At 58.3% G+C, this 23,970-nt stretch carries 18 protein-coding genes; 12 read left to right on the top strand and 6 right to left on the bottom strand.

Features of this window, described 5'->3' with window-relative positions; translation table 11 throughout:
- Positions 1–14: 14 nt before the first annotated feature.
- Positions 15–1,100, bottom strand: coding sequence for an ABC transporter ATP-binding protein (locus BJF91_RS04115; protein WP_075613214.1), 1,086 nt, complete (start codon positions 1,098–1,100; stop codon positions 15–17).
- 265 nt (positions 1,101–1,365) lie between these two features.
- Between BJF91_RS04115 and BJF91_RS04110 the strand changes: the two genes are divergently transcribed.
- The 7 genes from BJF91_RS04110 to BJF91_RS04080 all read left to right on the top strand — a co-directional run bounded on the left by BJF91_RS04110 (position 1,366) and on the right by BJF91_RS04080 (position 8,367).
- Entirely contained in the window at positions 1,366–2,076 is a 711-nt protein-coding gene (locus BJF91_RS04110; protein ID WP_075613213.1) for a GntR family transcriptional regulator, read from the top strand.
- 337 nt (positions 2,077–2,413) lie between these two features.
- Positions 2,414–3,292 (top strand): hypothetical protein, encoded by an 879-nt coding sequence (locus BJF91_RS04105; RefSeq protein ID WP_075613212.1) that lies wholly within the window; start codon positions 2,414–2,416, stop codon positions 3,290–3,292.
- Between the two features lie 26 nt (positions 3,293–3,318).
- Positions 3,319–3,609: a PilZ domain-containing protein gene (locus tag BJF91_RS04100; protein ID WP_083943127.1), complete on the top strand. Its 291-nt coding sequence runs from the start codon at positions 3,319–3,321 to the stop codon at positions 3,607–3,609.
- A 21-nt stretch (positions 3,610–3,630) separates the two neighbouring features.
- Positions 3,631–4,176 carry a DNA-3-methyladenine glycosylase gene (locus BJF91_RS04095; protein ID WP_075613210.1) on the top strand — a complete coding sequence of 182 codons (546 nt, stop codon included), beginning with the start codon at positions 3,631–3,633 and terminating at the stop codon, positions 4,174–4,176.
- Between the two features lie 57 nt (positions 4,177–4,233).
- On the top strand, positions 4,234–4,890 hold the full coding sequence (locus BJF91_RS04090; protein WP_075613209.1) for an ABC transporter ATP-binding protein: 657 nt from the start codon (positions 4,234–4,236) through the stop codon (positions 4,888–4,890).
- Positions 4,890–7,298, top strand: coding sequence for an FtsX-like permease family protein (locus BJF91_RS04085; protein WP_075613208.1), 2,409 nt, complete (start codon positions 4,890–4,892; stop codon positions 7,296–7,298). Before BJF91_RS04090 ends, BJF91_RS04085 begins: the two co-directional genes overlap by 1 nt.
- Positions 7,288–8,367: a lipocalin-like domain-containing protein gene (locus BJF91_RS04080; RefSeq protein ID WP_083943125.1), complete on the top strand. Its 1,080-nt coding sequence runs from the start codon at positions 7,288–7,290 to the stop codon at positions 8,365–8,367. The genes BJF91_RS04085 and BJF91_RS04080 overlap by 11 nt, the downstream gene beginning before the upstream one ends.
- Before the next feature lie 6 nt (positions 8,368–8,373).
- On the opposite strand, the gene bcsN is transcribed toward BJF91_RS04080, so the two are convergent.
- From bcsN to BJF91_RS04055, 5 genes are all read right to left on the bottom strand, one after another.
- Positions 8,374–9,213, bottom strand: a complete 840-nt coding sequence (gene bcsN, locus BJF91_RS04075) for a cellulose biosynthesis protein BcsN (RefSeq protein ID WP_075613206.1) — start codon at positions 9,211–9,213, stop codon at positions 8,374–8,376.
- Complete coding sequence (locus BJF91_RS04070; RefSeq protein ID WP_075613205.1) at positions 9,213–11,225, bottom strand: tetratricopeptide repeat protein; 2,013 nt, start codon at positions 11,223–11,225, stop codon at positions 9,213–9,215. Before BJF91_RS04070 ends, bcsN begins: the two co-directional genes overlap by 1 nt.
- Positions 11,222–13,543, bottom strand: coding sequence for a cellulose biosynthesis cyclic di-GMP-binding regulatory protein BcsB (locus BJF91_RS04065; protein ID WP_083943123.1), 2,322 nt, complete (start codon positions 13,541–13,543; stop codon positions 11,222–11,224). The genes BJF91_RS04070 and BJF91_RS04065 overlap by 4 nt, the downstream gene beginning before the upstream one ends.
- Positions 13,536–15,794 (bottom strand): UDP-forming cellulose synthase catalytic subunit, encoded by a 2,259-nt coding sequence (gene bcsA / locus BJF91_RS04060; RefSeq protein WP_075613203.1) that lies wholly within the window; start codon positions 15,792–15,794, stop codon positions 13,536–13,538. Before bcsA ends, BJF91_RS04065 begins: the two co-directional genes overlap by 8 nt.
- 525 nt (positions 15,795–16,319) lie before the next feature.
- Positions 16,320–16,856, bottom strand: a complete 537-nt coding sequence (locus BJF91_RS04055; RefSeq protein ID WP_075613202.1) for a DUF4142 domain-containing protein — start codon at positions 16,854–16,856, stop codon at positions 16,320–16,322.
- Positions 16,857–17,091: 235 nt separating this feature from the next.
- Here BJF91_RS04055 and BJF91_RS04050 point away from each other — a divergent pair, with 235 nt between their 5' ends.
- From BJF91_RS04050 to repC, 5 genes are all read left to right on the top strand, one after another.
- On the top strand, positions 17,092–18,489 hold the full coding sequence (locus tag BJF91_RS04050; protein ID WP_075613201.1) for an ethanolamine ammonia-lyase subunit EutB: 1,398 nt from the start codon (positions 17,092–17,094) through the stop codon (positions 18,487–18,489).
- Positions 18,486–19,241 carry an ethanolamine ammonia-lyase subunit EutC gene (gene eutC / locus BJF91_RS04045; RefSeq protein WP_075613200.1) on the top strand — a complete coding sequence of 252 codons (756 nt, stop codon included), beginning with the start codon at positions 18,486–18,488 and terminating at the stop codon, positions 19,239–19,241. The genes BJF91_RS04050 and eutC overlap by 4 nt, the downstream gene beginning before the upstream one ends.
- 293 nt (positions 19,242–19,534) lie before the next feature.
- On the top strand, positions 19,535–20,797 hold the full coding sequence (gene repA, locus BJF91_RS04040) for a plasmid partitioning protein RepA (RefSeq protein WP_075613199.1): 1,263 nt from the start codon (positions 19,535–19,537) through the stop codon (positions 20,795–20,797).
- A complete protein-coding gene (gene repB, locus BJF91_RS04035) occupies positions 20,794–21,885 on the top strand; it encodes a plasmid partitioning protein RepB (protein WP_075613198.1) in 1,092 nt (363 codons plus the stop codon). Before repA ends, repB begins: the two co-directional genes overlap by 4 nt.
- Positions 21,886–22,553: 668 nt before the next feature.
- Positions 22,554–23,777: a plasmid replication protein RepC gene (gene repC, locus BJF91_RS04025; RefSeq protein ID WP_075613196.1), complete on the top strand. Its 1,224-nt coding sequence runs from the start codon at positions 22,554–22,556 to the stop codon at positions 23,775–23,777.
- The last annotated feature ends 193 nt before the right edge of the window (positions 23,778–23,970 follow it).

Here is a 23,970-nt window from a genome sequence, read left to right as displayed (position 1 = left end):
TTTTGTGGTGGTGGTTATTTCGCCGCTTTGCCAAGAATGATGGCATCATTGGCATCCCAGCAGACGGGAATGGCTTCGCCGACCTTGACTGGCCGAGCGTAGAAAGCGGTATCGGTTAGGATGGCGGTGAAATCTTCGATGCCGGCTCCACTCAGCATCAGCTTGATGGTGGAGCCGCGATATTCGACATTGGTAACGGACCCGGTAAAGCCGAAGCCTGGAACCGTGCTTTCGCCGATCCGGACATGGTCGGTCCGGACGGCCATGTCGGCCGGCGAGCCCATCTCAGCCTTGCCGGTCGCTGCAAAGTCTGCTCCGCCGGCGACAGAAATGACGGCAGTTTCACCTGAGATCGCAGTGACGCGCCCGGAAATTACATTGTGATCTCCCATGAAGCGGGCAACGAAGGCCGTCGCCGGTCGCTCAAACACCGTGCGAGGATCGGCAGCCTGTTCGATGCGACCGTCATTCATGATGACGATCAGGTCGGCCAGCGCCATTGCCTCTTCCTGGCTGTGCGTGACATGCACGAAGGTGATCCCGAGCGATGTCTGCAGCTTCTTCAGTTCAGCCCGCATGCGGATTTTCAGGAATGGATCGAGCGCTGAAAGCGGCTCGTCGAGCAGCAATGCTTCCGGGTCGGTAATCAGCGCTCTGGCCAGCGCCACACGCTGCTGCTGCCCACCGGAAAGCTGGGCCGGCCGCCGGTCGGCATAGGCCTGCAGCTGCATCAGTTCCAGCATCTCCATCGCCTTCGCACGCCGGAGCGTCTTGTCGACCCCCTTCATCTTCAGGCTGAAGGCGACGTTTTCGACGAGATCGAGATGCGGGAACAGTGCATAGGACTGGAACATCATTGCCGTGCCGCGCGCGGCTGGTGCAAGATCGGTAATGTTAGTGTTGCCAAGCAGAATGTCGCCAGTCGTTACGCTCTCGTGGCCGGCAATCATTCGCAACGTCGAAGTCTTGCCGCAGCCGGAAGGGCCGAGAAGGCAACAATAGGTTCCAGCCGGGATTTTCAGGCTGATGCTATGGACGGCGGTTGTTTGTCCGTAGACCTTGGTTACGGCGGCGATGTCTATGGCGGCGGCTTGGCTCATGCTGCGATCCCTTAATGACCGCTTTCCACCATGCATCTCGCGTGCCAGATTTCTCGGTGCCTTTCAAACCCTTGTTTTTCCTAGAGTGATCTTCAATCTGCGACCGTTGGGATATCGACTGAAAGCAAAGTTGCGCAAAATTCGAGCGATTGTCTGCGGCTCATGGCGAAATTGTACGCAATCGCTTTTTCGGCTTGTCTGCAATCGGCATCTTTCCGTCTCCGGCGGTTCGATGTACAACAGATGCATCAGCACGGGTGACGTTATGAAGCTTGATGAGAGACTCCATTTCCAAGAACAAAATCTGGAGGATCGCGCCTTCACCATCCGGGAATCGCTGCGTAATGCCATTATCGACCGCCGTTTGACCCCTGGAACGAAGCTTTCTGAGGCTGAAGTCGGACTGCTTTTCGATGTCAGCAGAACGGTGGTCCGCAGCGCGTTACAAATGCTTGCATTCGAAGGCTTGATAAAGACGGAACGAAATAGGGGTGCTTTTGTATCCAATCCGACCCCAGAAGAAGCCGTACAAGTCTTCGCCTGTCGTCGTATGATCGAGCCGGGCATCGTTACAGCGGCGGTAGAACGGTTGACAGATGAGGATCTGATAGCCTTCCGCAAGCAGCTAGAAGACGAACAGCACCATCTGCACCAGCGCGGGGCCGCTGCGCGGCGTGCCGAAATCAAGGCATCGGGAGATTTTCATCTGATGCTGGCCAAGGTCGCCGGCAACGCCATCCTGCAGAAATTCATGGATGAGTTGGTGGCAAGGTCCTCACTGGTCATTGCGCTCTACGGCGGCTCCGGCATTTCCAGTTGCGGTCATTCTGAGCATACGGATATCCTTGCGGCCCTGGAGCAGCGGGATGCCGCGAAGGCGAGCACCCTGATGCTGCATCACATCGACCATATCGAGGCGGATCTCGATTTGCGGGTTCGCGAAGGCTTGGCGCTCAAGGATGCCCTCGGCCTTTAAACCCATCAAATTCTGCTTCGATCTATATAAACTCTCTCAGGTTGCACTGTCTGCTGAAACGGCATGAGCGCGGGATGTAATTGTTAATTACGTCGTACTGCTCGCCGTTTGGACAGTTTCTCGCCATAATCATAGTGTCAGCCTATCAACAACTGCGTCATTCAGCTTACCGTCAGCCGACTATGAGAGCTATGAGCGTCAGTTCCTATCGATGAACGACAGGCTGGAGTGCTCTGCATGAATAGAGCGTATGATCAGACGAGGCGGCGGGCTTGATATGGTCTACCCTATAAGGTTCATATACCGCCGATCGTCATTGAAATTCGGCAGCACGACGATGCGGTCGTTCCAGTTGGCTCGGCTGGCTCAGCCCTATATCGGCGATAAATACAGGTTCAATATGGCAGCCCTGCCCAACCGGCGGATTCCGGGTTTGCAGATGATCTGGGCCAGCCTTCAGCCGAAGGACGCGATCTACGTTTTTACCAAGCGCGCAGCCATGTCGATTGGTGCGGCAGCGCTTGAGATCCTTCACAGCCGCAGCCGCGGAATTTGCTTCGACTATGTCGATCTTCCGCTGGACAGCATGGTCGCAAAGAATGTGGACATTCATCTGGCAAGTTCCTTCAGGGCGCGCGAAGCTATGCGTGCCCAGCTTGCTTCGATGCCTGAAGCACGAGGCGAGGTGAAGCTTTTGCTGCATGGTGCGGATGAACGCGTCTATGGCCTTCGCAACCGCAATCAGGATCATTACCGGGCCGGTTATTTCGGCTATATGCCGAACACGATCCGCACACCGCAAATCGAGCAGGCGGTCGATTTTCACGATGCTGCGGTCAGCAGCTCCATGAACTCCACCCTGGAACGGATGGGCGACTACAGCCTTCACTACTGTATTCGCGCCCTGAAGACCTCTGCGGATGACAAGCGGTTCAAGCCCTTCACCAAAGGTGTGATTGCGGCCGCCTGTGGGGCAAATGTTCTGGTTAACGACGCGCAGGACGACGCCATCGATCTGCTTGGTGAGGATTATCCTTACCTTGTCAAAGGTTTTCATGAGGCGGAGATCGTCGAAACACTCGCGCGTGCGCGCTCGACCCATGGTGGCAGCGACTGGATACGGGCACGCAAAGCAATGGATCGGTTGCTTGATCAGATAAGCCCTAAAGTCATGGCATCTCAAATGGACGAAATATTTACGACCTTGCTGCGATAATCCAAATCAAGCAGCCATCATCACAAATGACCAGCTGCGCAATACTGCCGAGGCGAGAGACACGGGGGTCAGAGATGGAGAACAACCGTAAGGATCAACGTATGCGTACGTTGAAAGCAGCACGCATCATCTTGAAGAGCGGCTTTTCGACCTTTAACTGCATAGTCAAAAACATTTCTGCCTCAGGCGCCAAGCTGACCGGCGATAACTTTTTGGAACTTCCCGATGAGTTCGACCTGCTGCTGGATGGCGGTAAGAAAGTTCACTGCGTCGTGCGCTGGCGAAAAATCTCCGAGATAGGTGTCGAATTTGCCTGACAGCTGTGTAAGATCCCGCTCATGGACTTTGCGAGATCTGCTGTTGATATTGCCGAGGAACTGATCGGCGTCGGACTGTATCTTGATGGCGTAGGCGGTGTGATCGTCGAAACCGAAGCCTACGAGCCTGACGATCCCGCCTCCCATAGCTTCCGTGGCCCTACTCAGCGCAACAGCGCTATGTTTGGCCCCGCCGGTCATGTCTATGTCTACCGCTCCTATGGCATTCACTGGTGCCTTAACATTGTCTGCCGATCCGGTAGCGCCGTGTTGATCCGTGCGCTGGCGCCGACCCGGGGGCTTGAGCGCATGCAGGCCCGGCGCGGCGCGGTAGATGCGCGGTTGCTCTGTTCCGGCCCCGGCCGTCTCGCCCAGGCATTGGGTGTAGACCTCAGCCATAACGGCTTGGCCGTAAACGTTCCTCCCTTTGAACTGACCTCCGCGAGCGGCTTACAGAGCATTGTCTCCGGACCCCGTATTGGCATTACCAAAGCGGTCGACCAGCCATGGCGTTTCGGACTGCTGGGATCAAAATTTCTGAGCAAGCCTTTCCCGCGCCTGCCATAAGACCATATGTGTGCGCATAGCGGATGATTTGGGCCGAGAAGCAGGGGCAGGATTTCGATGGTGCTGGTACTCGACGCGGTGACGAAGGTTTATCGCACATCGGAAGGTCCGCTCGAGGTTCTCAAAGGTGTCAGCCTAACGCTGGCGCCACAGCAAACCATGGCGCTGACCGGCGAATCCGGCAGTGGCAAAAGTACGCTTCTGCATCTGGCCGGCGGCCTCGACAGCGCCGACTCAGGCGTTGTTCATGTTGCAGGAGAAGATCTCGCCCATCTCGACGATAAGGGTAGGGCGCGTCTGCGGCGCGGCAGCGTCGGGCTAATTTTCCAGCAGTTCAATCTCATTCCCTCCCTCGATGTCCGCGCCAACCTTGCTTTTCATGCAAAACTGGCCGAACGCTATGATACCGCATGGCAAGCAGAATTGACCGAGCGACTGGGGCTGGGCGCCCTGCTGAACCGCTATCCCGAGCAGCTCTCCGGCGGCCAGCAGCAGCGCGTCGCGATCGGCCGCACGCTTGCAGTCCGCCCGAAGCTGGTTCTTGCGGACGAGCCGACCGGCAACCTCGACGAGGCGACAGGCGACGCAGTCATGGCGCTGATGCTGTCATTGGTGCGCGATACCGGTGCTGCGCTGCTGATGGTCACCCACTCACCGCGTCTGGCCGACATGCTGGATCAGCGGCTGCATTTGCGCGCCGGGCGGGTCGCCTGATGTTGAAGACTGCATTTCTTGCTCTTCTGTCCCATTGGCGCCGCAGACCATTGCAATTGGCTATGCTCCTGCTTGGCTTATCGCTGGCGACGGCGCTTTGGTCTGGCGTTCAGGCGATCAACGCCGAAGCGCGAGCCTCTTACGCTCGGGCGGCGGCGATGCTGGGCCAAAACCAGCTCACCGAAATCGTCAGCCGTGACGGATCACCGATCCCATTGACAACGTATATCAAGCTGCGGCGCGCCGGTTGGACAGTCTCTCCCGTCCTTGAAGGCGAAATGCGTGTAGGAACCCTGCGTCTACGCATTGTCGGCATAGATCCCCTGACGCTGCCGGCCGCAGCACAGCCGGTCGATCTGCGTGGGGATGGAAGCATCAGCCGGTTCCTTCTGCCGCCCGGCCAACTTGCTGTGTCGGAAGCGACGGCTCAGGCCTTGCAGGGCCAGGCCCTGCCGCCGCTGATCGTTGTAAAAGACCTGCCTTTTGCGACAGGCTTTATCGATATCGCACGGGCGCAAGCACTTTTGAACATCAAGGACACGGTGAGCCGGATGATCGTCTCGCCTGATCACCCCGTGACCCAGGATCAGCTGGCGAAGTTTGCACCCGATCTGCGCTTGAAGCTGCCGGACGGCGAGGGCGATCTGGCAAGGCTCACCGACAGCTTTCACCTCAATCTGACCGCCTTCGGTTTGCTGTCTTTTGTCGTCGGGCTATTCATCGTCTACGCCGCCGTCCGTCTTGCCTTCGAACAGCGCCGGGCAACATTTCGCACGCTGCGTTCCCTCGGGCTCTCGGCCCAAGCCTTGATGGGATTGCTGTTTCTGGAGCTAGTTGTCTTCGCACTCATCGCCGGAATTGCCGGTGTGGGGCTCGGCTATCTCGTCGCCTCCGCTTTGTTGCCAGATGTGGCGCTGACGCTGCGAGGTCTTTACGGGGCCGATGTGCCCGGTGTGCTCGCGTTTCGACCGCAATGGTGGGCAACCGGCATTGCTATCGCTGTTTTCGGCACTTTGGCTTCGGCTGCACACAGCCTTTGGCAGGTGTGGCGCATGCCGCTGCTTGCACCAGCGCAGCCAAGGGCTTGGGCCATGGCCTCGGAGCGGGCATGGCTGTTTCAAGCCTTGGCTTCGGCTATGCTGTTTTGCGCGACCATCGCGCTGATGGCCTTCGGCAAGGGACTGGTTGCCGGTTTTGCCATGCTCGGCGCGCTGCTGCTTGCCTCTGCGCTTGCCCTGCCGGTCGTGCTTGTGCCGCTGCTACGGTTGGCGGAACGGGCGGCGCGCGGCCCGATCCAGCAATGGTTTTTCGCCGATACCCGCCAGCAATTGCCGAGCCTGTCGCTCGCCTTGATGGCGCTGCTGCTGGCGCTTTCGGCCAATATTGGCGTCGGAACCATGGTCTCAAGCTTCCGGTTGACCTTTGTTGGCTGGCTTGACCAGCGACTGGCCGCCGAACTCTATGTTACAGCCCGCAACGATCAAGAAGCCGAGCATTTGCAGACTTGGCTGGCGCCACGCGTGCGCGCCATTTTACCGCTCTGGACGGTGCAAGGCGATGTCGACGGACGGCCCGCCACCATCCACGGCGTTGTTGACGACGCCACTTACCGCGATCATTGGCCGATGATTTCGGCTATGCCTGATGTGTGGGACAAGATGGCGCGCGGCGAGGGTGTGATCATCAATGAACAGATGATGCGCCGCGATGGGCTGACACCAGGCGCGCCGCTGACGCTTCCGGGCGGCTGGAAAACCAGGATCCTCGGGGTCTATTCCGACTACGGTAATCCGACCGGAGATGTCATGGTGCCGCAAGCAGACCTCGTGCGCCATTTCACCGACCTGTCGCGCTTGCGTTTCGGGCTTCGGGTGGCGCCAAGCGAGGTGCCGGCCCTGCGAGAAGCGCTGGTGACAGACTTCGGCTTGCCGGCAGAGAATGTGCTGGACCAGGCCAGCATCAAAACCCGCTCGCTGGCGATCTTCGAAAAGACCTTTGCCGTGACGGCTTCGCTGAATGTCTTGACGCTAGGCGTCGCCGGTATTGCGATGTTTGCCAGCCTTCTCACCCTGTCAGGCATGCGCCTCCCGCAAATAGCGCCGTTATGGGCCATGGGGCTGACCCGCTCTGCGCTGACGGGACTGGAACTACTCCGCACCATGGTGCTTGCCACCTTTACCCTTGTTGCGGCCCTGCCGGTTGGGCTTGGTCTCGCCTGGGTGCTGCTCGCCGTCGTCAATGTCGAAGCGTTCGGCTGGCGTCTGCCCATGCATGTGTTTCCGTGGCAATGGCTGTCGCTTGCCGGCTTTGCAGTGCTCGCCGCGTTCGTTGCCGCCTTGATACCGCTGGCCAGTATCGCCCGGCTGAAGCCCACGGATCTGTTGAAAGTGTTTGCCAATGAGCGCTGACATCCGCCGTTTCTGCCTGATTGTGCTCATGCTGGTTTTCACAACCCAATCGGTTATGGCACAGGGCTTTGCCGGTCTCGGCACCAAGGCTGATCAAGGCTTTGCGCTGCCGCAGCCGGGCAGGGCTCTTTCCTTTCCGCAGGATCACGGACCTCACCCCGATTACCGGATTGAATGGTGGTATGTGACCGCCAATCTCAGGGGTAGCGATGGCAGGGACTATGGCATTCAGTGGACGCTATTTCGCTCGGCGCTTGCCCCCGGCGATGTGAAGGGCTGGGACAGCCCGCAAATCTGGATGGCGCATGCGGCGCTGACAACGTCGGAGCATCAATATACCGCCGAAAAATTTGCGCGTGGCGGTATTGGCCAAGCCGGTGTGACCCTCGCGCCCTTCAAGGCCTGGATCGATGACTGGGGATTGACGGCGGAGGGGCCAGCCGATCCGTCAAAAGATGCAATGGCTGATCTGGCGGTTCGAGCCCATGGCAGCGATTTCGGCTATGATCTCGGCCTTAAAGCCACCGGCCCGTTGGTGCCGCAGGGGGATAATGGCTATTCGGTCAAATCGGCAGAAGGACAGGCGAGTTACTACTATTCGCAGCCTTTCTACACAGTCGACGGCGTGCTGCATTTGCCGTCCGGCGACGTTAGCGTCACCGGCAAGGCATGGCTCGACCGCGAATGGTCATCGCAACCGCTTTCCGCCGAGCAGAAGGGTTGGGACTGGTTTTCGCTGCATTTCGATGACGGCGCCAAGCTGATGGGCTATCACCTGCGCGGCAAGGCCGATGACTACACGGTCTCGACCTGGATCACACCCGACGGAAAGCCGGAACCGATGCCGCCGGGTGCCCTGAAGCTTACCCCGCTTAAACAGGCGCAGTTCGCTGGAAGGTCCTTGCCTGTCGAGTGGCAACTGGACCTACCGGCCAAAGGCCTATCGATCAAGACGACACCGCTCAATCCGCAAAGCTGGATGCCGATGACCTTTTCCTACTGGGAAGGGCCGATCCGCTTTTCCGGAAGCCAATCCGGCACCGGTTATCTGGAAATGACAGGCTATTGAACCAAGTCAGTCGGGCAGTGGAATGATTGGCCCTGTCGCCACTTGCTTAGCTGGCGGCGTTGCGGGCTTGGCTGCGGCAATTACGCGGTGTTTGATGGCCAGTTTCGGCTTCAGCTGCTCGGGCGCTGCGTCGGCATCTTGAGCTGCCACCTGCGCTTGGTTGATAGCCGCTTGGTTCATTGGCGCTTGGATCATCGGCGATGATTGGGCGGAGGCATAGCCATTGACCGGTGGTGCGTAGCTATAGCTGACTGCAGCCGCGCTTTGCCGCAGGATCAGACCATCCATCAATGAAGACAAGACTGTTTCATTCATCTGCGGGTCGCAGTAACGCAGACGCAGAATATGTGGTTTCGGGTCCTGCGCATTCGCCGGGATCAATTGCCACGCGAAGACACAGCGACTGCCGCCGCTCGACCGGCCCATCGCCAGACCATAGGGACCGTAAGCATTGGCCCGATTTGCAGGAAGTGGCTGCATGACAACGTCCGGGAACGCCGCGCGCAGTTCTCTCGCCAATTGGGCGACTGTTGGGCCATGGCGGAAGCGAATATTCCCAGGCTTCCCGGTTTCCAGCGTCAGGGCATTCTCGCCCGCGATGTCGCTGCCGTTGCGATAGAGGACCCTTTGTACAAGGGCATCGTCTTTCTCCGTCTCGCGGGTGCTGGCAACCTTCGCAGCAAGCGCCGGAATGGACGCGAGTGCCATAGCCTGCGGAATTTCGTGGGCCGACGCTTGTCCATACTTCGGCTTCCCGGTCGATGCAGTGAGGAAAGGGTCGTCGGCAACGGTGCAGCCCGAGGCCAACATCAGCGGCAGGAGGAGCAGATTGGATAGAAATTTCATCAGCGGTCTCCAAACCTGTTATCGATAGCGGCGATGCCTCGCATATTGCCGGGATCGCTGGTGGTTTGATTGAGTTGGGCAAAAATCGCGCGGGACTGCGCAAAATGCCCGAGGTGATAATGCGCCCAGGCACGCATCTGGCTGAGGTTCGCCGGCTCCGGTATCAGCTGCATGCGGATGTTGAGGGCATCAAGCGTCTCCTGATAGGCTTTGCGATCGAAGGCCGCCCGAGCTCGCTGCCAATAGATCTCACCGCGGATTTCCCGATCATGGGCCTGATTGAGGCGGTAGCGGCCAATCAGCTGATCAGCGTCATCAGCCAGATTGCTGCGCAACAGCGTCAGCGCCAGGCCGTAAGCCGCATCGTCGCCGCTATTGGCACCCGCTTCGAGGGCTGCAGTAAAGGCGGCTCTCGCCTCGACGAAATGGCCGAGCTGGTACTGGCACCATCCCCGGATCAGCAAAGCATCCTTGGAGAGCGCGCCCCGCGCTTCAAGCGACCGCAAATCGGCAAGGCAGGCGCCGTAGCGCTTCTGCTTGAAGCTTGTGAGATAGCTCGGCTCGACGTCATGGGCCGGCGGCGCGACGTCACGCCCGGCCTTGCCCTTCTGCACAGCAGCGATTGCCTTCAGATCGGCGAATGCATCCGGATAGGCCGTGGCATAGCTGGCTTTCAGCCTTTCGAGGCCGGCTTTATCCTCTTTGCGAAGCGCGGTCAGAACCAGGCCTTTCAGGCTGGCAGACGCCGGCTTCCATTCAAAGGCCTTGGCAAACCAGGCCTGGGCTGCCTCATATTGCTTCGTGTTAAAGGCATGCCAGGCCAGTTCTTCGGCATGGTCGGCATTGAGAGTCCGTTGGATTGCCGCCGAATAGGCTTTGACCACAGCCGGATCGATGTCGCCGGTCGCGTCAGATGCAAAAGGCCAAGACAGTGCCTCGACGAGGAACGGGCTATCATTGACCATGGCATCGATTTTTCCGGTCGCAAACAGATAGGCGTCCTGATCCTTTTTCTGCTTCTTGAGGCTTAGGAACAGCCCCTTGATGCCTTCGGGATCGTCGCCAACCTTGACGATTTGTCTGAACCAGGTTTCAGCCTCGACCGGCTTGCCGGTCTTCAGACTGTACCAGCCCACCAGCGCAAGATCCTTCGGACTTGCCGCTGTCGCCGCTTCGCGGCGCAAGGCATCGATCGCCGTCTGGCTCGGCGCTTTTTGCGGATTGTCATCAGCGACATAATCGCGGATTTCCCGGCGCATCAGATCGATGTGGAGGGCGTGCAGCTTGTCGCCAAGAGCCGGGTCCGTGGCAAACTTGGCGATGGTGAGGCGCAATTCATCGACCGGAAAATCATCCATCGCCTTTTGCAGCGTGATCAGGATCGCGTCATCGCTCGGCCTGTCATCGCCCTGGCGCAGCAAGATGCCGCGATAGACGGGGACGACGGCATCGGACATGCCATTGGCACGGTAGGCGTCGATCAACATCCAAAGCAGGTCGATATCCGGCTCCGTCTTCGGATCGATTGCGGCACCGGCGGCAATCACTTTCGGCCAGTCCTGAGCCTTAAAAGACTCAGTCAGGTCGAAGCGGAGCTTGCGGCGCTGGAGCTTTTCCTGGAAATCGTCGCTCGGTTCCCAGCCCGGAGTGGCCGCAGCCAGACGGCTGATTTCGGCTTCTATACCGGCGTAATCATCCTTTTCATAGAGCGCCCAAAGCGAACCCTCATCGATTTTGGGGGTCTCATCACGGTTGAAGAGATCGTCCGGTTGGATGAAATTCGGATATTTCAGCTGCAGCCGCCGGGTTTCGGAGGAGACCCTATCCATCTGGCCCTGTTTTGCGAAATAATAGAGACCGGCGAGCTCGACGGCATCGGGTGCCTCTTCCACTGCTTGCGCCTGGGCTGCAATGCGCGGTCGTGGCGCATGCTGCTCGGCATTGGCCGACAGTGCTGTCAGCGCGACGGCCCCGGCCAAAAGGCCAAGAGAGAATTTTATTACGTGGCTCATACGTCCGTCCTCACACCCTTGCGGGGAACCAGATTGCCCAGCCACCATCCGAAGGCACCGATGCACAGCACGACGGCAAGGACATAGATCTTGAAATTGTCGGACAGCCATGCCGCCGCCAGCCGCCGCAGGTTGGACAGACTGGTGTCTTCCAGCGGGAAAAAGCTGTAATCAGCCGGGGCAACGGTGACGAGGCCGAAATCGGACTTGCGCACCAGGCCACGGGCGCCGTTGAGAGCGTTCCAATTGTCGGCAGACGTGATGGCGCGGATGCCTGTCTCCAGATCCTGGCTGGTCTCAGCGCTCAGGGTCGTCCAGACCGCGTGACCGCCCGGCGCCTTGGTTTGCGCCATCTCCATCAGGACATCCGTTCGCTCCACAGTGACATTTGACGGCACCGGGCTGAGATAGGTCAGCCAACGCCTGATACCACCGAAGGTCGAAAAGAAGGTCGACACCGCCCGGGAGCGCCAGGACAGGCTATCCTCGTCCAAGGCCGTGCTGGCCTTGAAGGCGTTGAGCAAGGCGTCGGAATGATTGACGATTTCGCCTGACGTCGAGGCTGGGGTGTTGATACCTCCTGTCGTCAGGTTGTCGACGTCCTTGCTCTGGCCAGGCTTTGCCATGGCAAGTTGCGCGCCGTGGGTTTTGAAGATCAGCGCATTGCTGTCATCGGCATCATCGGGATTGCCGAGTTTCAGTGTCACCCCGATGGGCGCTTTGGCCGCCTGGGCAAGGCGCGCCATCATCGTCATGGCCGCACCAAGCGTGGCGTCGTCACCCGTTGCGACATAAAGCTCGAGAGCATTGCCCTTGGTGAAAGGGTAGGCGTCACCAGCGAAAGCAGCAAGATCGGGCATTCTGCCGATATGCGCGACCTCGGGGACGACGACCTCCGTACTGTCAAGCAGAAGAAAACGCGGCCGGCTCTCGTCCCGGCTGGCAGGATCGCATTTGGCGTCTGCGGCGATGGGCAGTTCCGCCAGGATTTCGATTTCGTTGCTGCCGGGGTGAAAGGCGCGAAGCGGCATCTCGATCATCTTGCCTTTGAACGTCGCCCCCTCCGGCGAATAGAGCGCATGGCTAGTGACCGCCTTCTGATTAACGCGGATCAGCAGTTGCGCATCGTCGGCCAATCCGGGTGCTGTTGCGGCATCCAGCTTCAGATCGATCCGGCCGTAGTCACCGGGATAGAAATCTGCCGGCATGTCCAGCTTGAAGGTGGTCTGGAACAGGCGCCCTGCAAACTGCGCGGTCCTATAGCCCGTTTTCGACAGCGGATAACGGCCGGCGCGGTCACCGGTGATGTGGCGCTCTGCCTCGGTGACCTTGCGCATATCGATCAGCGGCTTCAGAGATCCGTTCACGGCTGCGAGCAAAAGGCTTTCAAGCTGCGCAGGGCTATTTCCACGCATGGTAACTGTCAGCTGATCCGGGCTGCCATTTTGGCGAACGGAAAAGCCGGGCGGGGCGGCGGCCAGGACCTGCTTACCGGAATCGGTTTCAGGATAAGAGCGCGGATCGCCGAAATAGAGGTCGATACCGGGGCCCCCCGTCGCCTCTTCGGCAATCGACACCTTGATGTCCGTTCGGCCGAGCAGCAGTGCCAGGGTCTGGATTGTCGGCAGCGCATCGCGCACCAGCGTCAGCGCTTCCCGCGACGGCGCAATCAGCCGGATATCGGTGCTACCCTCGCCATTGCGCCCAACCGCCAGCAGCGAAGCCACATCGTTCGCCGGCAGGAGCCGATCGGTGATGAACCCGCTCAAGGCTGGATCGAGACGTGTCCAAAGCTCATAGACGGCTTTCAATGAGCAATCGACGCGGTGATGCTGGCGTGCCCGCACCCGGACGGTGTTTTCTCCGGCAACAAGATCGCGGGCAGCGATGGCCAGATTTTCCGTTACCATTCCATTCGGGCCGCGGATCGGGAAGGACCCCTGAGAGTGACCGTTGACCTCCACATCTATCACGGCATCGTCAGGCAAGACGGCTGCAGCATTGACGTAAGCGAGCCGCAAGGTGCCGCCGGCGCGGGCGGCGTCCGCCCCGAGATAGAAGGAGAGGATCCGGCTATCGTCCTCACCGACCAATTGCTGCTCGTCCCCCGACTGGTTGAACGGGATCAGCGCTTTCGCCGCAACTTGGGACGAAGCAGGCTTGCCGACAAGCGAGCCTGCCGTGGCTTGAACAGAGGCAGCGTCGCGCGGAAACAACGACAGGTCGGTGGCTTTGGCAATGTAGGGTAAAAGCAGCGCCGCAGCCAACGCGGTCAACGTAACGCTGCTTCTTGCGGCGAGAAGACGGTGCTTAAGCATAGGTCCGCTCCCCCATCAATGCTGACATGTCGGGTTGATTTTCCCGGACTTCGCCGCCGTCGCTGGTCATGTCGATCATCATGGGCGCGTCGTCGAAAGATTTCTCCTTCTGCTCGCTGACGAGGCCGCCGGTGTACTGGAAAAACCGCAACATGCCTGCAAATACCCAGACAAAGAAGGCGAGTGAGGCCTGCAAATAGCCTTGGCGTTTCTGGCGCCGGGTCAGCCGGTCCTGCAAGGTAGACTGCTCCGAGAACATCAGGTCAGCAATTGCCAGGAAGGTTTCAGGCGTGCGCTCCGCATAGGCAAACCCGAAGGACTTGCCGTCGTCGCGATCGCTGATACTGCGATGCACGACCTGGAAACTCCGGGCAATGCCGGCCCGGCGCAGCTCGACCGTGCCGACAGCGCCGTCAACCTTGTCGAGGCCCGGATCGCCTTCCATGAACTGAACCGCGATGCCACCGCTCGAGGCGTCTTCGATGAGGATCGAGTAGAGTTTACCAGCGATCCGCATCAGCGCGTGACGGCGCACCTGGAGGCGGTGGTTGCGGCGGCGTTCGCGCCGTTCGGATACGACACCGAGGGCTGCGGCAGCGATGCCGACATTGATGAAATTCCAGCCGGCAACAATCAGCAGCAGTTCCGATGACATCGGCTCGGTGAGATAGCGCCAGATAGCATAAAGACCACTGCCGAGCAGAACGGCGAAGATCACGAAATAGGGCCGGGCGAGGGGAGATAGCCGGCTTTCCTCCAGCGTCTGGCCCTTGGCGGTGACGTTGAATGTCGGTTTGCGCGGATTGCGGATCACGCTGATGATCGAGCCGAGCAACATCACCGACTGAACATATTCGTAGAGTTCGGAAACCCAGGGCCAGCGCACCCTGCCATAGAGGTAGCTCTGCATGGCAAAGGAAGAGACCAGATACATTGCCGTGTAGCAGGCAAATTCCAGAATATTGGCCTGAAAGATTTCAAGCGAGAAGAAGATGTAGAGGAGCGGCGCGAACATGAAGATCAGCCGCGTGACAGGAAACAGCCAGAACAGATTGGTGCCGGCGTAGCAGATGCGCTGGCCCATGGTCAGGCCGCGTGCCAGGAAAGGCCGGTTGAGAATGAGGATCTGCAACATGCCCTGGCACCAGCGGGCGCGCTGGCCAATGAAGGACACGAAGGTTTCAGGCTGCAACCCAGCGATCAGCGGACGGTCGACATAGACACTGTGCCAGCCACGGCTGTGCAGCGACAGCGCGGTTTCGCAATCCTCGGTGATGGACTGGCCGGAGAAGCCGTCTGTTTCCTTCAAAGCCGTTCGGCGCAGAACTGCCGCCGAGCCGCAGAAGAACGAGGCATCCCACTTGTCGAGACCGCATTGAACGACAGAATAGAACATCTCGTTTTCCGAGGGCATCCGCGCGAATGTCTCGAGGTTTTTCTCGAGCGGGTCCGGATTGAGAAACATATGCGGGGTCTGGACGAGGAATAGCTTTTCATCAGCCGTGAAGTAGCCAACTGTCTCGTGCAGGAATTCGCGCACTGGCGCGTGGTCGGCATCGAAGACGACCACGAGTTCCCCTGTCGAAACCTCAAGCCCGGCATTCAGATTGCCTGCCTTGGCATGGGAGTTTTCACGCCGGGCGTGGTATTTGACCCCAAGCGCTGCGCAGAGCGCCTTCAACTGCTCGCGGCGCTTCATCGCCTGCACGGCAACGCGCGGGTCCTTGTGACTGCACTTGGCGTCCGTCCCGCCGTCATCGAGCAGGTAAACGGTCAGTTTATCCTGCGGGTAGTTCATCGATCTCGCGGCCGCCAGCGTCAAGGCCAGCAGTTCGGGATCCTCGTTGTAACTGGGAACGAAGACATCCACCGTCGGGCATTCCGCGTCAGCGAGAATGGCGGGGCGGGCTCGCTTCAATGGATCCGCCACGATGAAGAAGCTAACCGCCATCATCAGCAACGAAAACATCTCGGCAATATAAAGGATGAAGCCGGGGATAAAATTGATCGGCTCTGAGATGTCAGGCAAAGTCTGCGTGGTTCGCCAGAAAGCATAACGCATGGCAAGAACTGTAGCGCAAACGAAAATAATCTGACGAAAGGTCTTGATATCGGGTCTGATCATGAGGGCAAGCATGATGCCCAAGATCGTAAGGCTCAGAACCAGCTGAGCCTGAAGGCTCATTGGGAGCCAAATCAGAAACAGTCCGACGGCGCCCGCAATGATCGCGGGCAACGAAAAGCACTTCATGTGCGCATTCCTCATTTTTCATTGCACCACAACTTCATGTGCGGAGGCTCCAGATCGGAGCGATGAGAAACTACGGCTTAATTTATCAAAAATTTCCTAAAATGCTTCGGATTGAGGCGCTTTCAACGCAATGGTTAACGACTTATGAATATATGTTTTTAATATTATTTCGGATTCCTCCATCTATTCTCTAACTTACTCAACTGGCTTGTCATTTATTGCGCAGCACACGTAAATTTTCGATACTATGTAAGTCATTTTGCCAACACCGTCGTCACGAAAATGGAGGCCGAGCGACACCAACAATCAAAAATATTTTTAGTATCGGCACTCCATCAGCGGGTGTCACGCTAATCTGGGCACTAAAAAAGGGAGGTAGGCCGGTTGCCTCGCTCCCTTTTCACGGTCTGCGCTTGGTCTTGTCTTGCTCGACGGTGGTTATGTTTGTCTTGCGACAGCACGCCGACAGAGAAATCGCATTTGCGACCACAACGCCGCAAATGCGATATCTGCTTCATCTTGGCTTTACTTATTCAGATCTTTTGCCATCTGCAAATGATGCTCGAGGGCAGGCCGAGTTGTCGCGGCCCAGGCCTTCAGCTGCGCGTTATCACCCTTGTCGCCGTAGCGCTGGAAGAGATCAACAGCGTCCTTGTGAACCTTTTCCTGGTCGGAATGATACTGCTTGGTGAAGTCTGCACCCTGCAAGCTGCTCAGCTTCGTCAGCATCTTCTTGTAAGGCGCTGCCATCGTGGTGGGGATCTTTGCCTTGACCTTACCGCTCGTCACGAAACCCTTCAACTCTGCCGAGGTCTTCTGGTGATCAGTCATCATTTGTTGGGCGAATGCCTTTGTGGCATCGTCAGAGCGCTGCATGGCGAGCTTGCTCGATTCAATTTCGAACATGTCGCTGCTTGCGGCTTCCTTGACGAAGTCAGCCGTTTTCGGAGCTACGCCCAACGCGGAATTGACGCCGGTCTTTTCCGTCACTGTCTGTGCAAACGCCGTCGAAGCGGCTGCTGCGACTGCTGCGAATACGGCTGCGAGGATAAACTTCTTCATAACGGTCTCCTTTTGATCATGATGTCGATCTCCGAACCGAACGTTGCGCCGAGAGTTCCGTCCGCATTCATGAAAACTGGGCGCACCGCATTCCAAAGGAGCGTTGGCATGCGCTTTGCTTCGTCGCATTTGACGTAGGTTCAAACCTGCGACCGTGTTAAAATAGATGAAAAGCGGGGAACGTTCGGGCCGGGATAAGCGCCTTGGCGCCGCACCATGTGAGAGGAGAGCGACGATGGCATCCTATTCGATCCTTTTGGGGCGCGAGCGCCATGTCTTCGAGGATCTCAAGAGCCTGATGGCTTGCGCCTCGCCGCCGAAATCGGGCGATCAATTGGCCGGTATCGCCGCCAGCAGCAACGAGCGCCGCGTTGCCGCGCGCTACGTTCTCGCCGATCTGCCGCTCAAGACCTTTCTAGAGGATGTGCTCATTCCGTATGAAGTGGACGAGGTGACCCGGCTGATCATCGATAGCCACGATGCACAGGCCTTTGCTCCGGTTTCGCATATGACGGTCGGGCAATTCCGCGACTGGCTGCTGTCCTACGAAGCGACCACGGAAGTCCTGGCGGCTCTCGCACCCGGTCTGACACCGGAAATGGTTGCTGCAGTGTCCAAGCTGATGCGTAATCACGATTTGATCACGGTTGCCGCTAAATGCAGCATCGTGACTGCGTTTCGCTCGACCATCGGCCTTTCCGGCCGGCTCTCCAGCCGGCTGCAGCCCAACCATCCGACCGACGATCCTGAAGGCGTTGCAGGGTCGACGCTTGACGGGCTGCTTTACGGCGTCGGCGACGCTGTGATCGGTATCAACCCAGCCACTGACAATCTCGACGCCTGCATTCGCCTGATGCATCTCTTCGACAGGCTCCGGGAGCGGTTCGACATTCCGACCCAATCCTGCGTCCTCACCCACGTCACCACCTCGATCCAGGCCATTGAAGCAGGGGCGCCGCTTGACCTGGTGTTCCAGTCCGTGGCCGGCACGGAAAGCGCCAATAAAGGCTTCGGTGTCAATCTTTCGATGCTGCGAGAGGGTCGTGAAGCCGCGCTGTCTCTGAAGCGCGGCACCGTCGGTGACAACGTCATGTATCTTGAAACGGGGCAGGGCAGTGCGCTTTCAGCCGATGCCCATCATGGCGTCGATGAGCAAACATTGGAGGTGCGTGCCTACGCGGTGGCGCGGGCCGTCAAGCCATTGTTGGTAAATACGGTCGTCGGCTTCATCGGCCCGGAATATCTTTACGACGCCAAACAGATCATTCGTGCAGGCCTGGAAGATCATTTCTGCGGCAAGCTGCTCGGCGTGCCCATGGGCGTAGATGTTTGCTACACCAACCATGCCGAAGCCGATCAGGACGACATGGACAATCTCATGGTGCTACTTACAGTGGCCGGCGTCAATTTCCTTATCGCGGTCCCTGGTGCCGACGACGTCATGCTCAACTATCAGAGCCTGTCTTATCACGACATTCTCGGCCTCCGTCATCAGTTCAACCGGCCACCGGCACCGGAATTCGAGGCTTGGCTGAAACGCATGGGCATGATCGACCGCTCTGGACGGCTGGCGCCGCTGCCGCAGTCCAACGCGTTTTCCCGTAATCTTCTTTCGTACAAGGCATCGGCATGAGCAATCCCGTCGATTTCGATCCCTTCGCCCGCTTCAGGAGCGCCACCCGTGCCCGCATTGGCCTCGGGCGAGCCGGTGATGCCCTGCCGACGGCTGCCGTCCTGGAATTTCAACTTGCTCATGCGAGGGCGAGGGATGCAGTACATGGCGACGTCGATTTCGATATCCTGTCGGCCGAACTGGCGCCAGCCAAAACCGTGCTTGTGCGCTCCTTGGCAAAAGACCGCGCCACATATCTCACCCGGCCCGACCTCGGCCGCACGCCTGATCATCAGGATCTGCCGCAGGGACAAGAAGCCTACGATGTCGCCTTCGTCATCGCCGATGGCCTATCGGCCGCCGCCGTACAAAGGCATGCCGCAGCAGTCTACCATGCCACAGCACGTCGGCTCGGTGGCTTTTCCATTGCGCCGGTCATTCTCGGTAGCCAAGCGCGCGTAGCCTTTGGCGACGAAGCGGCCGCCGCGTTCCAGGCACAAGTCGCGATCGTTCTCGTTGGCGAGCGGCCGGGCCTCAGCGTGCCCGACAGTCTTGGCGCCTATATCACGTTTGCGCCGCGCAAAGGGCGGCGCGATAGTGAGCGCAACTGCGTTTCCAATATCCACGACGACGGGCTCCCTTACGAACTCGCGGCCGAAAAAATCGCCTGGCTGGTTCGCGAGTCCCTTAGGTTGAAGCTGTCCGGCGTCGATTTGAAGGAAAATGCCGGCGAAGGCTATATTGGGACGGAAACGGTCGCTTCTCTTACATAACGTCCGGTCTCATCTGCTCCCTCATTTGCCGCCGTACGATCTGCGCTGCCGCTCTCCGATGCGGCAAAGGCGTCTTCGTGCCGTCTTGACGCGACTCGCTACCTGCGGCAAATTTACGTCAGATTGCTTGATAACGTTACATCTGCCGTTACAAGCTGTGTATGCTGTTAGTTTTTCCTCTGCGCGTATATCATGTCGAGAGAGAATCAGTCAGTTTGCCGGCTAGTGATCGGAGCTTGTGGGTGTGGCGACACATCGACCATTCGATGCAGAGCTGCGGTACTATCGGGAGAATGAGAATGGCGGTCGCGCCCAACACGGTAACGGAACAGCAGGAGACGATTTTGCGCCCCGCCGATGAAACCATTGCCGAAGATGCGCGTGCCCTTTCGGCCCAGCTGAAAGCCATGCGCGAGCGGCTGTTTGCACCTGCATCCGCCAAATCTCTTCGCACCTTCACATCGGGTGAGGCGGCCCGGCTTGTCGGCGTGTCCGATGGCTATCTCAGGCAATTGTCCTTGGCTGGCGAAGGCCCAGCACCGGTCGTAGGCGCGGGCGGCCGTCGTTATTATTCTCTGTCTGACATCGATGCTCTGCGCCATTATCTTGCAGATCAGGCGCTACAGAAAGGCAATGTCGCCAAGGCGCGCTCTTACGTAAAGTGGCGCGACCCTGAACGGGGCGAACATTTGCAGATCATTTCTGTCACCAATTTCAAGGGCGGCTCCGGCAAGACCACGTCTGCCGTGCACCTCGCCCAATATCTGGCTATGACCGGCCACCGGGTACTTGCTGTCGATCTTGATCCACAAGCGTCGCTCTCTGCCTTGTTCGGATACCAGCCGGAACTCGATCTCGTCGGTAATGACACGATCTACGGCGCCATTCGCTACGATGCCGAAGTTCGTCCGCTGCGCGAGATCATCCGCAAGACCTATTTTCACAATCTCGACCTGCTGCCGGGCAATCTTGAACTGCAGGAATTCGAACATGTGACGCCAAGGGCACTGGCCGAGCGCAAGTCGGGCGACGCAAAGAGCCTGTTCTTCGCGCGGGTCCAAGATGCCTTGCACAGCGTCGCCGACGATTACGATGTGGTCGTCATCGACTGCCCGCCGCAGCTCGGCTATCTCACTCTATCGGCGCTCTGCGCTTCGACATCAGTCATCGTCACCGTGCATCCGCAAATGCTCGATGTTGCCTCGATGAGCCAGTTCCTGTTCATGACCTCGGACCTGCTCGGCGTCGTCCGCGAAGCGGGCGGCACACTGAATTTCGACTTCCTGCGCTACCTAGTCACGCGATTTGAGCCGAACGATGGGCCGCAGGCGCAGATCGTCGGCTTTTTGCGCTCCCTCTTTGGCGGACGCGTGCTGACCTCACCGATGGTCAAATCGACGGCGATCTCCGATGCGGGCCTCACCAAGCAGACGCTGTATGAGGTCGGTCGCGAAAATTTCAGCCGCGGCACTTATGACCGCGCCATCGAGGCTCTCGAGTCTGTGAATGCAGAAATTGAACAGTTGATCCACACAGCGTGGGGACGAAAAGAATGATTGGAAAGAACCGCAAAAGCGAATTGCGCGCTCTGTTTTCCGATCCGGGATCAGTCGCGCGACCAGAAGCGGAAGAAGCGCCTTCTGCGCAACCGCTCGCACCAACGGAATCTGAGCCTGCGGCAGAGACGCAAAAGCCGGTTGCCGCACCGCCACAGCCGCCTGTCCAGCGCGCCGCCTCTGGCGCAATCAAGGCGATGGGCCTGACCCTATCCTCCATCACTCGTGAGGCCGAGGAAGCACGGGCGTTGCGCCAGGCGATCGACGAAGGCGAACGCGTAATTTCGCTCGCCACCGACAAGATCGACGCCTCCTTCGTCTCCGACCGTCTGAGCGATGAAGAACGGGACGATCCGGATTTCCTCGCTTTGGTCGACAGCGTCCGAGAAAGTGGCCAGCAGGTTCCGATCCTGGTGCGTCGTCATCCGACTGAGGCAGATCGCTATCAGGTGGCCTATGGCCACCGGCGTCTCAGCGCTGCCAAGCGGCTCGGGATCACGGTCAAAGCTCTCATCCGGCCCTTAAGCGACGACGAACTGGTGCTGGCGCAAGGCAAGGAAAATGCCGAGCGCCGCAATCTAACCTTCATCGAGCGCGCTCTGTTTGCCAAGGCCCTTGCTGACCGCGGCTTTGATCGCAAAGTTATCGGTGACGCCCTTTCCGTTCAGAAAAGCGAATTGTCCCGGCTGATCCAGGTGGCAGAAAGCGTTCCAGACCGCTTTGCCCGTGCCATCGGCCCAGCACCGAAGGCTGGACGCGAGCGGTGGATGGCCCTTGGCCAGCTGCTGTCCAGTGAACAAGGGCAGGGCAAAGCGGCAAGTCTGATCGCAAGCCAGGAATTCCGCATGGCGGCAACAGATGACCGCTTCCAGAAGCTGTTTGACAGGTTGTCAGGCAAAGCACCGGCCGAACGTCCAGAGCCGGACGATATTCGCGGGCCGGACGGTCGGGTGTTCGCGCGGATCAACCGTCAGGGACGCCGGCTCAGAGTAGAGTTTCTCGCTGAAGCAGATCCGGGGTTTGTCGATCATTTCGAGGCAAGGCTCGCCGCTGATTACGCAGCCTTTTTGGCTGGCGGAAAGACATAAGCTTAAAGTTCCGCAGCTTGCGGGACCATGTATGCCTGCTCTTGGCAGGTTAATTCTAACGAGAAGGACGTCAATCGAGACAAGAAAAAAGGCCCCCAAAACGTCGCCATTCCGGAAGCCCTCTTCTATGTAGCAATCCAAGAGAATCACTTTCGGGCTCAAAAGTCAACCCATGACCGCATGCCTGCGATCGTGAACGTTTTTTTGTGCTTTGGTCCGCGCTTTTATCAGCCGGTCCGTGGTGCCGTTATGGCTAAACGACAGCAAATCCCTCTAAAGCATGACCAGGATATATGTTCAGGTGTGTTCCTGGCATGTGGCGAAGCAAGATTTCACGCTATTTCAAAACTCAACGAGAGCGATGAATTGGCGAAGGATAATTGTTGCCTTTGAAAAGGTGACCATAGGCAACGCAATTGCCATGGATGAGAATTTCTTGGTTTTCGCTAGGCAAACCGAGACCTCAAATCCTTGGCATTGACGTATCTGTCAGCCGCGTGGTCCATCCGCACGGCCAGCAGATCTGCGTGCGTTCGCTTGTGTTGAGATCATCTCTGATGTCTTGCTTTGAGAGCATCTATCCTGTGTTCAGCTTCTCGCGTCTGCGGGAGAGCGCAGCTGTCTTTTACCATAGGGTCACTTGTCTCCTTGAGAGGGGACGTAACGCTATGGAAAGAATTGCAACATCGCCCTTTGGCGCTGGACGAATGTCTGGCCGCGTTCTGGCACGTCAGGCCCGGGTAGGGCAAAGGCAGGCCGAACTGCAGCAGGGCGACGGAACGAACAGTTCGGGTCGTGCCGAGAAGTGGCAATTGCTGCGGGCGCTGACGGAAGCCAGAAGCGTCTACGGGTTGGGCGACCGGACCATCTGCGTCCTTGAAGCCCTCGTCAGTTTCACAACTGAGCGTGAACTGGATGGCAGCCAGCCGATTATCGTCTTTCCATCCAATCGAGAACTTGCGTTTAGAGCCCGCGGCATGGCGCCGGCAACAATTCGGCGGCATCTCGCGTGCCTTGTCGAAAAGGGTATGATTTTCCGGCGCGACAGCGCAAATGGTAAGCGCTACTGCCGCAGAGCCGAAAGTGGAGAGATCGAAGACGCATTCGGCTTTGATCTCGCTCCGTTTGCCTTGAAGGCCGACGATATCTACACAGCCGCCGAAGAGGCACGGGCCGAAGCCAAGCGTAGCCGTGCACTGAGAGGCGAAATAACCGTGCTCTCGCGTGATATTTCAAAGGTCATTACCCTTGCTCTCGAAGAGCAGCGCGCGGGACAATGGGACACGTACCTTCTCGACTACCAAGCGCTTCGTGTGACATCTGGCCGTCAGATCCCGAGCCAGGAGCTGCAAGACCTTGCACTAAATCTTAACCATATGCTGGCAGAAGTAGAAAATGCTTATCTTTCAAGCCTTTCTGAACAAGAATTGAGCGGCAATGACGACCGATCTGAGCGCCTCTATCAGAATTCAAACACAGAACTACAATCTGATAAAAACGGCAAAGAACATATAACAGCGCCAGCCTCATCTGAGGCCGATACGCAAAAGCGTGCTGTTGCAGTTAGCCTCACCAAGTTTATGTCGCTCTGCCCACAGATCGCAGATTATGCGAAGGATGGCATTGGCGGGTGGCAGGATATTTTGCGAGCGGCTGATGTGGTGCGCACTATGCTCGGCGTTTCCCCAGACGCGTGGTTGAAGGCGCGGCAGGCAATGGGCGACCAGGCGGCAGCCATCGCAATAGCCGTAATGCTTGAACGTGCCGATACCATCCGTTCTGCAGGCGGATATCTCAGAACACTGACTGAAAAAGCAGAGCAAGGCCAATTCAGCGTCTATCCCATGCTGCAAGCACTTGAGAAAAGCCGCACCGGTGCGAGCCGTGATTAACGACACGGCCTGCACCGCGTCAGTGCTGAGTTAAAACAGCTGGAGGGGCGGAACAAATTTACCAGCGGATCGTTAAGTGATACGCGAATCCAAGGGTTCATTGCGTCTTCAATCAGGCCGGTGTTTTAGACATCGGGACAAGACGCGGGGCTAGGTAGAGCGGAACTGAAACGCGATCATCCAAGCCGGGATC

The sequence above is a fragment of the Gillisella taibaishanensis genome (genome assembly GCF_001938985.1).
In the GTDB taxonomy this organism is placed as follows: domain Bacteria; phylum Pseudomonadota; class Alphaproteobacteria; order Rhizobiales; family Rhizobiaceae; genus Allorhizobium; species Allorhizobium taibaishanense.
The sequence above is the reverse complement of the archived record's forward strand: the minus strand, read 5'-3'. Positions and strand labels throughout refer to the sequence as shown.